Origin of the sequence: Exiguobacterium sp. s149 (assembly GCF_018618395.1) — a bacterium.
Taxonomy (GTDB): domain Bacteria; phylum Bacillota; class Bacilli; order Exiguobacteriales; family Exiguobacteriaceae; genus Exiguobacterium; species Exiguobacterium chiriqhucha.
In genome coordinates this window covers 96,133-109,653 of the sequence record NZ_JACSLZ010000003.1, presented here as the reverse complement: position 1 = coordinate 109,653, position 13,521 = coordinate 96,133, and the positions used below count along the sequence as shown (strand labels likewise).

Annotated in this window: 18 protein-coding genes; 9 read left to right on the top strand and 9 right to left on the bottom strand. The window is 52.9% G+C overall.

Annotated features, from left to right (window positions below):
* Positions 1 to 10 precede the first annotated feature (10 nt).
* Positions 11 to 442: a hypothetical protein gene (locus tag KNP81_RS05580; RefSeq protein WP_034779522.1), complete on the bottom strand. Its 432-nt coding sequence runs from the start codon at positions 440 to 442 to the stop codon at positions 11 to 13.
* 146 nt (positions 443 to 588) lie between these two features.
* Between KNP81_RS05580 and KNP81_RS05575 the strand changes: the two genes are divergently transcribed.
* Entirely contained in the window at positions 589 to 1,584 is a 996-nt protein-coding gene (locus KNP81_RS05575; RefSeq protein ID WP_214719087.1) for an MDR family oxidoreductase, read from the top strand.
* Positions 1,585 to 1,642: 58 nt separating this feature from the next.
* On the opposite strand, the gene KNP81_RS05570 is transcribed toward KNP81_RS05575, so the two are convergent.
* From KNP81_RS05570 to KNP81_RS05555, 4 genes are all read right to left on the bottom strand, one after another.
* Positions 1,643 to 1,987, bottom strand: coding sequence for a YflT domain-containing protein (locus tag KNP81_RS05570; RefSeq protein ID WP_034779525.1), 345 nt, complete (start codon positions 1,985 to 1,987; stop codon positions 1,643 to 1,645).
* 96 nt (positions 1,988 to 2,083) lie between these two features.
* Positions 2,084 to 3,544, bottom strand: coding sequence for a UDP-N-acetylmuramoyl-L-alanyl-D-glutamate--2,6-diaminopimelate ligase (locus KNP81_RS05565; RefSeq protein WP_214719085.1), 1,461 nt, complete (start codon positions 3,542 to 3,544; stop codon positions 2,084 to 2,086).
* Positions 3,545 to 3,699: 155 nt separating this feature from the next.
* Positions 3,700 to 3,900: a helix-hairpin-helix domain-containing protein gene (locus tag KNP81_RS05560; protein WP_214719083.1), complete on the bottom strand. Its 201-nt coding sequence runs from the start codon at positions 3,898 to 3,900 to the stop codon at positions 3,700 to 3,702.
* Positions 3,897 to 4,130: a hypothetical protein gene (locus tag KNP81_RS05555; RefSeq protein WP_029594535.1), complete on the bottom strand. Its 234-nt coding sequence runs from the start codon at positions 4,128 to 4,130 to the stop codon at positions 3,897 to 3,899. The genes KNP81_RS05560 and KNP81_RS05555 overlap by 4 nt, the downstream gene beginning before the upstream one ends.
* 130 nt (positions 4,131 to 4,260) lie before the next feature.
* On the opposite strand from KNP81_RS05555, the gene KNP81_RS05550 reads away from it, so the two are divergent.
* A complete protein-coding gene (locus tag KNP81_RS05550; RefSeq protein ID WP_235420224.1) occupies positions 4,261 to 4,476 on the top strand; it encodes a hypothetical protein in 216 nt (71 codons plus the stop codon).
* Between the two features lie 164 nt (positions 4,477 to 4,640).
* Positions 4,641 to 4,913, top strand: a complete 273-nt coding sequence (locus tag KNP81_RS05545; RefSeq protein ID WP_214711247.1) for a hypothetical protein — start codon at positions 4,641 to 4,643, stop codon at positions 4,911 to 4,913.
* 6 nt (positions 4,914 to 4,919) lie between these two features.
* On the opposite strand, the gene KNP81_RS05540 is transcribed toward KNP81_RS05545, so the two are convergent.
* On the bottom strand, positions 4,920 to 5,708 hold the full coding sequence (locus KNP81_RS05540) for an HAD family hydrolase (RefSeq protein ID WP_214711246.1): 789 nt from the start codon (positions 5,706 to 5,708) through the stop codon (positions 4,920 to 4,922).
* Between the two features lie 62 nt (positions 5,709 to 5,770).
* Between KNP81_RS05540 and KNP81_RS05535 the strand changes: the two genes are divergently transcribed.
* The 5 genes from KNP81_RS05535 to KNP81_RS05515 all read left to right on the top strand — a co-directional run bounded on the left by KNP81_RS05535 (position 5,771) and on the right by KNP81_RS05515 (position 8,611).
* A complete protein-coding gene (locus tag KNP81_RS05535; RefSeq protein WP_214711245.1) occupies positions 5,771 to 6,022 on the top strand; it encodes a hypothetical protein in 252 nt (83 codons plus the stop codon).
* Between the two features lie 115 nt (positions 6,023 to 6,137).
* A complete protein-coding gene (locus KNP81_RS05530) occupies positions 6,138 to 6,698 on the top strand; it encodes an RNA polymerase sigma factor (RefSeq protein ID WP_214719082.1) in 561 nt (186 codons plus the stop codon).
* Positions 6,695 to 7,414: an anti-sigma factor gene (locus KNP81_RS05525; RefSeq protein WP_214719081.1), complete on the top strand. Its 720-nt coding sequence runs from the start codon at positions 6,695 to 6,697 to the stop codon at positions 7,412 to 7,414. The genes KNP81_RS05530 and KNP81_RS05525 overlap by 4 nt, the downstream gene beginning before the upstream one ends.
* An 84-nt stretch (positions 7,415 to 7,498) precedes the next feature.
* Positions 7,499 to 8,410: a Gfo/Idh/MocA family protein gene (locus tag KNP81_RS05520; protein ID WP_214719075.1), complete on the top strand. Its 912-nt coding sequence runs from the start codon at positions 7,499 to 7,501 to the stop codon at positions 8,408 to 8,410.
* 15 nt (positions 8,411 to 8,425) lie between these two features.
* Positions 8,426 to 8,611, top strand: coding sequence for a hypothetical protein (locus tag KNP81_RS05515; protein WP_214711241.1), 186 nt, complete (start codon positions 8,426 to 8,428; stop codon positions 8,609 to 8,611).
* 37 nt (positions 8,612 to 8,648) lie between these two features.
* Here the strand turns inward: KNP81_RS05515 and KNP81_RS05510 are convergent, their stop codons facing one another.
* The gene (locus KNP81_RS05510) at positions 8,649 to 9,566 is read right to left on the bottom strand and encodes a DMT family transporter (RefSeq protein WP_214719073.1); all 918 of its coding nucleotides are present in this window, start codon (positions 9,564 to 9,566) and stop codon (positions 8,649 to 8,651) included.
* A gap of 324 nt (positions 9,567 to 9,890) precedes the next feature.
* On the opposite strand from KNP81_RS05510, the gene abc-f reads away from it, so the two are divergent.
* Positions 9,891 to 11,741 (top strand): ribosomal protection-like ABC-F family protein, encoded by a 1,851-nt coding sequence (gene abc-f / locus KNP81_RS05505; protein ID WP_214719071.1) that lies wholly within the window; start codon positions 9,891 to 9,893, stop codon positions 11,739 to 11,741.
* A gap of 17 nt (positions 11,742 to 11,758) precedes the next feature.
* On the opposite strand, the gene KNP81_RS05500 is transcribed toward abc-f, so the two are convergent.
* On the bottom strand, positions 11,759 to 11,920 hold the full coding sequence (locus KNP81_RS05500; protein ID WP_214719069.1) for a hypothetical protein: 162 nt from the start codon (positions 11,918 to 11,920) through the stop codon (positions 11,759 to 11,761).
* A 709-nt stretch (positions 11,921 to 12,629) separates the two neighbouring features.
* Complete coding sequence (locus KNP81_RS05495; RefSeq protein WP_214719067.1) at positions 12,630 to 13,484, bottom strand: HAD family hydrolase; 855 nt, start codon at positions 13,482 to 13,484, stop codon at positions 12,630 to 12,632.
* Between the last annotated feature and the right edge of the window lie 37 nt (positions 13,485 to 13,521).

Here is a 13,521-nt window from a genome sequence, read left to right as displayed (position 1 = left end):
GTTTTTGGATTCATTGATTGTCTTCTTCTTCGTAATCATCATCAGCATATTCCTCGAAATCGTACTCTTCGAAGTCCGCTTCATCGATAAAGATGTCGCGGTCATTGACGACGTGAATCGGACCGTTGGCCACATCGATTCGAATCGTCCATGCCCATGGAATGCGCAATCGGCTATAAACACCTGTCCAGAATTCCATCGATTCTTGCTCGTATCGTTCGAACTCTGCCAGCAACTCTTTAAAGGTTACCCCTGACAACTGAAAGTTTGAGTCTTGGATTCGCTCGAGCGCATTATGTGTCGCCTCGAGTTCCGCCGCACGTACCATCTCTTCGGCCGTTGCCATCTCAAGAATGGTACCATCCGGTGGCAGAATGTCGTATACGTTGAACAATTCGCCTTCTTCTACTTCTTCATCAAACTCATAGTCGTCGTGCCGCATGCTTCATTCCTCCTCACTCTAGTTGAATCTCTTTCATTGTACCATTCCACTCCCTGTTAGAACGAAACATTCGTGTATATATTTTGGCAGGTAGGGAATCATAACAAAGGAATAGAATACGGATCAGCGAAAGGGGCCAATTGACCATGAACGAATCATTTCAAGCACTCGTCCTCGACAAGACGGATGACCATCTTCACGCCAAGGTGACGGACGTCAAACTCGACGCGCTTCCAAAAGAAGAAGACGGTAACGTCCTCGTCGAGGTCCATTATTCCGCACTCAATTATAAGGACGCCCTCGGTCTTACCGAACCCGGAAAAATCATTAATCAATACCCGTTCATCCCTGGATGTGAATTTGTCGGCAAGGTCGTCGAGTCCGATCATCTCGACTTCAAAGCCGGCGATGAAGTCATCGCCACCGGTTTCGGGATCGGCGAACGACATTTCGGCGGATTCAGTCAATTTGCACAAGTTCCCGGAAACTGGCTTGTAAAACTGCCTAAAGGTATGGACATGCGTGATGCCATCACAATCGGGACACCTGGATTGACAGCCATGCTTTCAATCGATGCGCTTGAGTCCGCTGGCGTTCGACCAGGGGAAGAAGTGCTAGTAACAGGTGCAACTGGAGGCGTAGGCAGTTTTTCAATTATCTTACTTCATAAACTTGGCTATCACGTCATCGCATCCACAGGAAAGACAGACTCCCCTTATTTGCAAGCACTTGGCGTTGACACCGTCATCGATCGACACGAGCTTGAGGGAGCGGTTCGTCCGTTAGCTCGACAGCGGTTTGACGCGGCAATCGATTCGATTGGCGGGGCCACTCTTGCGAATATTTTGAGTCAAACGCGTTATGAAGGTGCCGTTGCAGCTTGCGGACTTGTCGGCGGTTCCGACCTTCCAACAACTGTTTATCCGTTTATTTTGCGCGGAGTCAAATTAATCGGCATCGACTCGGTCATGCAACCCATCGTACGTCGTCTGAAGGCGTGGGAACGACTGGATGAGCTGCTTGATTCTAACGTGCTCAACCATATGATTCATGAGATTCCGTTGCATGACATCCCTCGCCACGCTGAGGCGATGATGCGCGGCGAACTGAGCGGTCGGACCGTCGTTCGGATCCATGACTAACAAACAGGGCTGAATCCATCGATTCAGCCCTGTCTCTGTATTCTCCATGGTGGTGGAATTATAACGTGAATCCGGCTGGTGCGTCTTTGACGACGACGATCACCTTGCCTTGGTCTAATTTTTTCTCGAGTTGATCCGCTTCGGTCGATGAGAAGCCGAGCTGTTCGAATTGGGCTCGAAGCTCGTCCCCTTTTTTACGGAACACATTTTTCGCGGCCGTCCCCAGGCCGACGTCTGATGCCGTCACCGTATTCGCGTCGGCATTATCGGCCACACGGTCGGTCCGGTCATCGTCATGGGTGATGACATAAATGTGCTTGTCCTCAATCCCTTTCGCTTTCATCGATTGAATGGCGGTCACGACTTCTTCATCATTTGTGAACTCTTTGTACAAAACTGACATGTGTAGTTCCCTCCTTCGATAGCGTTACAGTAAGAGTAATTACCTTCTTTTCCTAAAATGACACATTAAAAAACGATGACAGCTGTCATCGTTTCGTTAAACGGCCGGTTCTTGGCCTTTTAATTTTTTTAATTCATCGAGCAAAATGTCCGATTCGTTGAACGGAATCGACTCTTGTCCGACTCGTTCGACATGGTCATGACCTTTTCCGACGACGACGATCCGTTTCCCGACGAGCGCTTGTTGCGCTGCATGGCGCAAGGCATCTCGCCGTTCCTCGAACGTCACGTAATGCGTGTTCGAATCAACACCTTCGAGCAATCCATCGATGATGTGCCTCGGGTCTTCCGTCCGCACGTCATGTACTGTCACGATTAAATCGTCTGAATAGCGGCTCGCGATTCGACCCATCTCTGCCCGCTTCGTCGGATCTCGGTCTCCGGCCGCACTCAAGACGACAACGAGTTCACGTTCCCCTTGCTGAAGCGTCGATAGACACTTCTCGAGACCATCAGGCGTATGGGCATAATCGAGATAAATCTCGGCGTCTTCCGTATCGAGTCGTTCGAGCCGACCTTTCGGAAGCGTGAGTCCCGGCACGTTGGCGATGATTGCACGCAACATCAGTTCCGACGTCGAGACGAGACCGATGGCTGCGGCCAAGTTGGCGGCATTGAATGCGCCCATGAAGCGGACCGGCGCCTCAATCGTCAGTGCGTTCATTTTGACGACTACCGTTTGGTCATGCCAAATGACTTGGATATCGGCCGGTACGTCCGCATGCGTGCTATACATGATACGTCGACGGGTCGGGGCAAAGGCGGCCATCGTTTTACTGGCCGGGTCTTCGGCGTTCAAAATAATGGCGTCCCCGTCTGTCGTTTCGACTTGTTCGAATAATCGGGCTTTGGCCCGGGCGTACTCGTCCATTGAGCGATGGTAATCCAAGTGGTCATGCGTCAAGTTCGTGAACGCCGCCGCGTGAAATCGGACGCCTTCGACACGTCCTTCCATCATTGCATGCGAGGAGACTTCGACGACACAGTCGGTCACGCCGGCATCCGCCATCTCGGCCAAAATACGATGTAAGACGACGGCTTCCGGCGTCGTATTTGGTGTTTTTAATGTTTGATCTTTATAACGTGCTCCAATCGTACTGACAATCCCGACCGGTCGTCCGGACAGACGAAATAGATCATATGTCAATGTCGCGGTCGTCGTTTTGCCATTCGTACCGGTGACACCGTAAATACGCATCCGATGTGAGGGGTGGTCATAAAAGGCACTGGCCACCACACCGGCTGTCCGCTTCGTGTCCGCGACGACAAGGTTCGGCACCTCAAGATCAAGCGGGTATTCCGAGATGACAGCAACCGCTCCTTTGGAGACGGCATCCTCAGCGAATTCATGTCCGTCCACCGTATAACCGCGGATACAGATAAATAAATTCCCTGGACTGACCTTTCTGGAATCTGTCTCAATTCCGGTCACCCATGGATCGCGTTCGATGTCATCCATCTCATTTTCTAGAATGGCGGATAAACGTTTCGTCCTCATGCTGTGTACTTCCTTTCTCATGGGTGTCGCTAGGTTCGCAAACCTTATCGTCATGGTACTAGATATTAGGCTGTAATGGAGATGACAAATATATTACTTCCCTTTTTACGTGCAATGCAATCGCCCAACCAAAAAATTCCTAGTCCAGGACGGGACTAGGAATGTATTTCGTTGTCGGTGAACCGAAGTCCTTGCTCATGAAGCGCGGTTTCCAAGATCCGCAGCACACTTGGCCCGACCCCATGTAAGGCCGCAATCTCTTGCTTCGTATACGTGGCCAACTGTTCGAGCGTATCGATATAGGCGGCCTTGAGCGCCCGTTCGGCCGGCGCCGAACATTTCGGAAGTGGTGTCATCCAATTCCCTCCTCTCGTCCTGAATCTCGTTCGATCGTCGGGAGACAGGCGAGGACACGTTCCATACAAAATGTCCGACGGGCCTTCTTGCGTATATCCCACGCGACAAGTCGATCGCCTTGCAGCTTCATCAGTTTGACGCGTCGCTTTGAAATGACCCCGTTCCGATCGATATACACCATTTCTACGACTTGTCCGTTCCGCATCCAACGCATGACTTCTTGCCTCATCTGATCTCCCTCCTTTTGTTACCTTTATTATATCGAACATTTGTTCTCAATTCCAGTCTAGAGGTGTGCGTTTGAGCGATTTGCCGTATGCTAGAAGAAATGAATCTTTTGCGAAAGGAGTACGCCCGTTATGACATATGTCATGTTGGCCGTTTTGGCCATCGTCCTATTCATCTCCATGATTTATGCCGCCAAAGCCTTGCCAAATTTACGAAATGTCTTATTCAACCGCGGCAGCCTGTTCGGCCAAGACACCGAGACCGTCACGTGTCCGAACTGTAAGAAAACGTTCAAACGGTCCGGTGGGAACACCCAGACATGCCCTCACTGTTATACGTCGTTTTAACCCAAAAACACCCGCCTGGCCGCTAGACGCGGACCTCGGGTGTTTTTTGAATGTGCTCGAATCAGCAAGTAACCGTTTACGCTCACCTTATAAGTGAAATAAGAAGGTTCCGTCATTTTCCCGCAACTTAACCCGAGATAGTCTCATTCTTAAAGGAGTTCACCATGTCATTCATATCCGATCACGATTTATACGCACGATTGTTAAACCGCGACACTTCCGCGCTCGAACTGCTGTACGACCGCTATGAGCGCATCTTATATTCGCTCACCCTCCGCTTGACGACGCGAGCCGACTGGGCCGAGGCCGTCCTATTCGAGGTGTTCACCGAGCTTTGGAAGCATCGTCTGCCGCTCGATTTGACGACCCATCGGCTGAGAACGCATTTGTTCGAGCGGGTGGAGACCGCAGCGCTACGTCTAGTCGCCAGCGCTTGAGTTCGTCTATCGCATCGCTCGATGCAACACTTCTAGAATCCCATCCGCATACATGCCCTCGGTGACACGACCATGTTCTCGTTTGGCTTCTTCCGTCCCGTTGCCAAGCACATAGCCGTTACCGACATACCCCAACATTCCTAAATCGTTCCCACTGTCCCCGAACGCGTAGGCGTGCTCGGTTTGAAACGTATATCGGTCGCACACGTAGTCGACTGCAGCGACTTTCCCCGCCCCTCGTGGGATGAAATCAATATCGTAGGCGTCTGCCGGATCCCCGGCGAGCGGGTTGCAACGACTAACGTTGACCGCGATTCCGAAGTCACCGGCACTCGAACGAATATGCTCGAGCTCCTGTGCGCTCTTGCCGAAGTAATAATAATTGTGCATCCAGCCGCTTGTGCCAAGATTCGTCTGTGGTTCAATCGTGAGTGTTCGCCCTAGCCTGTCGACGACTTGGGTGACGCGGTCTGAAAAATCATCGGGAAACCGTGACGAATAACCGGGATCAAGCTCCAGTTGTCCGGACGCCGTCACTTGATACAGCTCTGTCCCGAGACTCGCCGCGATTCGATGTGGGAAGTAACGCATCTCGGCCCGCTTCACTTTCTCCATAATCGTCTCGAGCGAACTCCCCGTCACCCACATCGTTGATAAGCGATGTGAATGATGATCGAGAAAATCTTCGAGTTGCCGCAAGCGCTCCAACTGCTTTGCGGAACAAGCATGCGGGAAGTACGTCTCGTCGAAATCAAAACAGATGAGCGTCCGTCCTTCCTTTGTAAATCGTTTCATCGTCATCCTCCTTGTATCGCCATACCCCTTCTCGTATAGTAAAAGGAGAAAGGACGTGCAACATGAAAAATCGTTTAAGCCGCTACTACTGTCAGTATAGCGGAATCGTGATCGGGTTCGGACTTGTCTTCGCCTTTTTGTTCGGCATACGGACATATTCATTTTGGCAACAATGGCTCTCGAACGGACCCGCACTTCTCGTCACGCTCCTCACGGCGACGTTCATTAGTTTTATGACGTATCGACTGCTCAGCGCCTTGAATTTGAAACTCTTCCGCCGCCTCGGCGACGCGACGTCGACATGCTCCCGTTAAACACGGGACTACATAACGACCGTTCACAAAATAGTCACCTCAAATAGGCATCCATTTCACGGTTTCATCCGTTAGATCAATACAAGGGATTCCCTTATGGATAAAGGAGACAGCCATGACTGATATTGAACTGTACGAGCGCGTCAGGCAAAAAGACAAACAAGCGCTCGAGGCACTTTATGATCGCTACGAACGAATCCTGTATGCCTTTGTCATGCAGTTGACGAAAGACCGCGACCTCGCCGAAGAAGCGATGCAGGAAGTATTCATCAAGCTGTGGCGCGGCGGCGGCGTATATGATGACTCAAAAGGAAAATTCAAATCGTGGCTGTTCACGATGAGCCGTCATGTCACGATCGACTTGATTCGCAAACGAAAACCCGACCTGCAACTAGACGAGTCTTACGCTGAAGCCATCCCGTCCCCGGCCCCGTCCGTCGAGACCGAGGTCGAATGGCAAGAAGAGCGAACGCAAATCGAGACGGCGATGGCCGAACTGCCGACCGAGCAACAACAAGTCATCCGCCTCATGTATTTCCAAGGGCTCAGCCAACAAAAGATCGCCGATGCGTGCGATATTCCGCTCGGTACCGTAAAAGGAAGGATTCGATTAGCGTTGAAACAGTTACGAAGGCATCTATCCCATGATTTGATCGATAAGGAGGTGGAACGATGAACGCTTGTGACCAATTGATCGATTATTTCAACCAGCATTTGACGGAAGACGAACGCATCCGGTTTGAAGCGCATCTCGCGACATGTCAAACGTGTCAAGAAGAGCTCGAACAACTCGAGGCCCTCGTCGGCGGCGTCGCGTTCCTCTCTGAACCGGCTGAACCGCCGAGCGGGATGAAGGCACGCATCCTCGACAACGTGTTCGCTGAAGACGATACGAATACGGAGGCAGAGTCGAAACCAGACGAACCGACCCCGGTCACCCCATTCACGGCATCGAAGAAAAAACAGAAGACGCCATGGGGAGCGCTCGCTCTCGCAGCCGCACTCGTGCTCTCTTTGATCGGGAACGGCTATCTGCTATTGAACCAAGATGATCCGAGCGGAATCGCCTTGACCGAGACCGTCCCGCTCGAAGGTGAATCGGAAGGCGTGGCTTACCTCGCCGAACAGGACGGCCAGCGCCAGCTCATCGTCCAGACGAACGGACTCGATGCGCTCGAAGCGAACGAAGTGTATCAAGTTTGGTTGTTAAAAGACGGCTCTCCGATTCCGACCGGGGCGTTCGTCACGGACGACAAAGGCAACGGGACCGTCATCTATACGCTCGATTCGACCGAATCAGAGATAGACTGGGATACCGTTGCTGTCACGAAAGAACCCGAACGCGGCAACACGGCACCCGAGGGCGACATCGTACTCAGTGCCAGCCTATAAGTAAGGACCGAATGACCTGACGCACCACGCGTACGTGTCATTCGGTTCTTTTTTCGTTATGATGATAGAAAAGGAGTGGTACATATGCGTCAGCCTAAAATTGGTGTCGTCGGTCTCGGCGGCATCGCTCAAAAAGCGTACTTACCTATTTTGACGAACAGCACGTCGTTCGAACTCGTCGGTGCCTATTCCCCGACCGTCGCCAAACGTGAGGCAATCTGTCAGGCCCACCGGATGGAATCATTCACGGGACTTCCCGAGCTCGCGGCGTCCGTCGACGCGGCGTTCGTCCACAGTTCGACCGAGACACATTTCGACGCCGTCTCTTATCTGCTCGCAAATGGCGTCGATGTGTATGTCGATAAACCACTCGCTGCGACAATCGAACAAGCGGAACGTCTCGTCGAGCTGGCCGAGCAGACGAACCGTAAGCTCATGGTCGGCTTCAATCGCCGGTTCGCCCCGATGTATCAGCACGTGAAAGCAGCAGCCCCATTCCACACGATCGACTTCGTCAAGCATCGTGGCGACGGATTGCGTGGCCACGACTATCAGTTCACACTGCTCGATGACTATTTGCATGTCGTCGACACGCTCCGGTACTTCGCCGGAAGCGAGTTACGCTTAGTGACGGGCCAAATCGCGACGACCGAGGCGAACGGTCTCCATTTCGCACGTCACGTCTGGCAAGACGAGCACGGACTGCACACGACGTCGATGCACCGTAAAGCCGGGACGAATCATGAAGGACTCAGCGCCATCCGCGACGGACTTCGCGTGACGGTCGATGAGATGGTGACGCTTCAACGGTTCGAGCACGGCGCCCATTCGACGAAGACGTTCGGGTCATGGGACACGCTCCTGACCCAACGCGGGTTCCAAGGGGCGATCGACCACTTTATCTCGGCAGTGACCGAGGATACGGCCATCATGACGGACGGTCGTGAGGCGCTCCTCACACAACAGCTGGTGACGGAGCTGTTCGGCTCACACTAAAGGGAGGCGTATCAAATGGATTTCTTTTTCTACATTATGGTCATCGTCGTCGTGTCCATCGCCGCAGACACGTTCAACAAGACACGGAAGGCGCGTTTAGAAGAGCTTCGACTCAAAATCGAGCAAGAGAAACTCGCGATTCAGCGGCTCGAACTCGCGATGAAGCGCGACGAAGACAAACTCGACCATCACGGTTTTTAAAAAGACGATCGGCCCAGAGCGGGCCGGTCGTCTTTGGTTATAAAATATGGCGCTTCTCAGTTTGACGTGTCTCGCGGGTCCGCTTTTGCCGTCGCTCGGCGAGTGTCGACCACGTGACGGCCGTGACGATACAGGCGGCGCCGATAAAGAAGTTACGGTCGAGTCGTTCGTCGAGGACGAGCCAGCCGAGGTAACCCCCGACGAGCGGTTGGAAAAAGAAGAATAATGACCCGACGCTCGCATCCATGAGCTCGAGCCCTTTGTTCCAAAAGAAGAACGCCCCAGCTGTCGAGATGACGCCGACATACAATACGCTCATCCACAGCACCATGGTCATATTCGGTAAGCCGGATGCGGCCACTTCCACTCCCATGAGCGGCGTCATCAACACGAAGGCGATACCGATGGCGAACGTCGTGATCGTCAACGACGACATCGTCTCGGATGCGATTTTCACATAGATGGACATGAGCGCCCACGTGATGGCCGCACCGACCAAGACGAGGCTCCCCATGAAGTATGTGCCTTCGACGTGCCAGCCGACGACGATGATGACCCCGAGCGTCGCCAGCAAGAGTGACCCGATTTTGACAGGCGTGAGCCGTTCTTTCAAAATGACTCGGGCGAAAATGACCATAAACGCCGGGGTCGCCGCCGTGACGAGCGATCCCGTATGGGCGTCGGATAGTTTCGTACCGATGAACTGAAACGAAATCGAGGCGATGTACCCGATGACTCCGACGAGCACGATCCATTTCCAGTCGCGCCGATTGATTCGCTCGCGTCCGAACACTCCCCACATCGCCAATAGGACGATAAAGGCGACGGCATAGCGCATCCAGATGAGCGTGAACGGCTCGATATAACCAAGCGCATATTTACTGACGACGTACATCCCGCCCCAAATACTCGCGGCGAGCGTTAAACTGATAGCACCTATCCATTCCTTGCGCATGACGTCTCTCCTCTCTGATTCCTTAACAATACGACATCAGCTCCTAATATTCCTGTCTCCTTAGTTGTCGAACTGACCGAAATCGCTTACACTTATTGTAATGATGATTGAAAGGAGGGAGAAAGGTGAACTTTGTCGGACGTACGCATTGGTCAACAGAACATTTGTACATTTTGCGTGCGATTTTTCACGATGTCGCATAATCACAGGACCCGTCTGTCCTTTTTTAGACATTGCTGAAATACGACAAAGCGCCTCTCTCTTGCCGAGCGCTTCTTTGCGCTCGGCTTTTTTGATAGGCCTCTACTCTAGGAGGAATCACTCATGTTAATCGAGTTACAACACATCCAAAAACAATTTGGCGGCCATGCCGTCTTGAGCGATGCCAATCTTCATGTGAACGCCGGCGAACGAATCGGGCTCGTCGGACGGAACGGGAGCGGCAAAACGACGCTTCTGCGTCTCATCGTCGGCGCCGATTCGCCAGACGAAGGGACCATCTATCGCAAGCAACGGTTGCACATCGGCTATTTGGCCCAAATTCCGGCCCATCCCGGTAAGTCAGGTCGAGACGTGCTCTATACCGCATTCGCCGAGTTGACGCGACTCGGTGACGAGATGAGACAGCTCGAGGCCATGATGGCCACAAGCGATGACATTGAATCGCTTCTCGAGACGTACGGTGCCTTGCAGACCCGCTATGAGAACGGCGGCGGGTACGTCATCGATTCGAAAGTGAACGCGATGATCGACGGGCTGCGCCTGACCCGCTTCGTCGACAGACCGTTCGATACGCTGAGCGGCGGCGAACGGACAAAAGTCGGGCTTGCCTTGGCACTGCTCCAAGAACCGGAACTGCTCATCCTGGACGAACCGACGAACCACCTCGATTTAGAGGCGATGGCGTGGCTCGAGGCGTTCCTGCGTGACAGTCCATCCACCCTACTCCTCGTCTCGCACGACCGGGTATTCCTCGATGCGGTCGCCACGCGCATCGTCGAGTGTGAGGACGGGGAACTGACGAGCTTCGACGGCAATTATAGTGCCTTTATCGCGCAAAAAGAAAAACGGTTGCTCGATCAATTCCACGCCTACACGGAGCAGCAAAAGAAAATCAAGAAGATGAAAGAGACGATTCGCCAGCTTCGGCAATGGGCGAACGAGGGCAATCCGCCAAACGAGAAGTTTTACCGCCGCGCCAAATCGATGGAGAAGGCGCTCGCCCGCATCGAGACGATTAAACGGCCTTGTCTCGAAGCCGTACAACCAGACATCCAGTTCACAGCGAACGGACGGACCGGGCGCGATGTGTTCGAGGCGACCGATGTGACGGTCAGATACGACCGCACCGTCTTCGAACATGTGTCGTTCTACACCGGTCACGGGGAGCGTGTCGCCATCGTAGGTCCGAACGGGAGCGGAAAATCGACACTGTTGAAAGTGTTGCTCGGCCAACTCGAACCGACCTCGGGTACGGTAAGACGAGCGGAACGCGCCCGCATCGGCTACTTGTCCCAACATATCGACTTCGAGGACTCCCACCGGCTCATCGAGGCGTTCCGCGACCGGATTGCCGTCGACGAGGGCAAGGCCCGTCAACTGTTGGCCCAGTTCCTCTTCTATGGCGCGAGCGTCTTCAAACCGGTCAAAGACTTGAGCGGTGGCGAGAAGATGCGGCTCATGCTCGCCATCCTCATGCATGAGGACATCAACGTGCTCGTCTTGGACGAACCGACGAACCACCTCGACATCGAAGCCCGCGAAGCGCTTGAAGACGCACTGGACCGTTTCACCGGTACGCTCGTCGCCGTCTCGCACGACCGCTACTTCTTGAACAAACTGTTCCCCGTCACCTATTGGCTCGACGGGACAGCGACACGTTTCCCGGGAAATGTCACGTATGCGCTTGAAAAACGTCAACTCGAACCGGGAGCCATCGTGGCGGTACCGAAGAAGAAAACGAAATCAACAGAAGCGACCGTGACGGCGGTCAAGGCTCAAGACATCTCGGTGGATGAGGCTCGCTTGTCTGCGCTCGAAGAAGCGCATCAGGAACTTCTTCATCAGATGAGTAAGACGAACGACCTCACCGAGCTGATGACGTTGCAACAACAAGCTGATGTCCTCCAAACTGACATCGACACGTTGCTCAACCATTTACTTGAATCCATGTAATGAAAAACGACGCCGGCTTAACGGCGTCGTTTTTGTTCGAACCAAGATTGAACGAGAAACCCGGTCACGCCGAGCGCCATCAAAAAATAGGGCACGATTCGCGGGACTCCTCCCGCTTCCCCCATCGTCGTCAGGATCACTCCGCTCACGAACGTCCCGAGCCAATACAGTTTCGGCATATGATCACTCCTCTACCACGTTCCTTTACATCCGCCGCTCGACCGAAATCAAGGAAAGCGAACGCGCCTTGCAGCCACAGCTTGCGACTCATTATACCACTTCACCCGACACTTATTTGATTGACGGCCCGCACCACAACATTCGCCCATAAGAAAAGCGCCACGAACGTGGCGCTTACCGGTGAGCGTTTCTAGCAAAGCGGACTTTCAACCGACCGGAACCTTCCCGGCCGACCGTCCCATGCGGTACATGAATCAACACTAGAAAACGGACGTGGTTCAGCACGTGATTTCGCGGCGTACGTTCGTCTGAACAGCAATCAAGTCTTGCCTAGAGATCTCGTCTCCACAATGACCATGACTGCGTTTTGACGGATATGGTTGAAATCAATCATGAACCTCATCGGCCCACCTTTTTTGAAACACCGAGTTGCCTAAACGTCTAGTCTCCCACTGATTCTCCTTTGTCTGCCCCCTCACCCCTTACGCGAGGTCAGGTGGACGACAGCTTGAACGAGGAGAACCGCCTAGTCAGCCGATGTTTCATCCAATACGTCTCTCATTTCACCGAGCCGGCCTCAGTCAAACAACGATGGAATCTTTGTTTCATCCGTTGCCCCCTTTCAGCTCAACACGTTGAATGAGGACTACACAGATACATTAACCGTTTTATCGATTGACGAATCCTTGTTCACCATTTCTCCAAAAATTAGTTATCGATATAGTGGTCGAGCGCATAGGCGACGCCGTCCGCTTCGACGTCTTTCGTGATATGGGTACTGATGTCTTTCAACGGATCGACGGCGTTCCCCATCGCAATCCGTTTTTCCGCCACTTCAAACATTGAGATATCATTCAAATTGTCACCGATGGCCACGATGTCTGATGGCGGGATGTCATGATGCTCCGCCAACTGCGTCAACGCCATCCCTTTACTCGCCTTCGGATGTCCGATTTCAATCTTCGTCCAGCCTGCCGTCGTGATTAAAATATCCGTCCGTGGTTCATATAATTTCCGGAGCTCATGCAGCTTTCGCCGGTCGAACGAATAGACGAACACTTTATACACTTCGTCGGCCTCGAAGTCGATGTCCTCGATTGCATCGACATAAGTCAGTCCGAATTGCTCGTTTTGAATCTCAATCTCTCGCTCGCCCCACTCTCGTGTGAACGATTGGTCATGCGGCAACACCTCATCGAGCTCACCTTTCAGCAAATCGGTGCCCGAACGAAGTACTTTTACGCCGGCATTCGTATAAAATTCAACGTACGCCCCGTGCTCATGGGCCACGTTCCACAACTCTTGTACGACATCTTTCGGGAGCGCATGGTAATAAATCCGCTCATTCTCATAGAAAGCAATCGCGCCGTTCCCCGACAAAATCGGGCACGACAAATCACTCCGCTTCAACAGCTCCTCGATGTCATGAATCGAACGTCCAGAAGAAATCGACACCAAATCTCCTTTGGCCTGGCGCCGGCGAATCGCCTCCTGGTTCGCTTCCGTGATGACACCTGTCCGCGATAACAACGTCCCGTCTAAATCGATGGCAATTAGTTTCATCTCCTCTTCTCCTCTCACGCGGGTCGGATCACCCAAT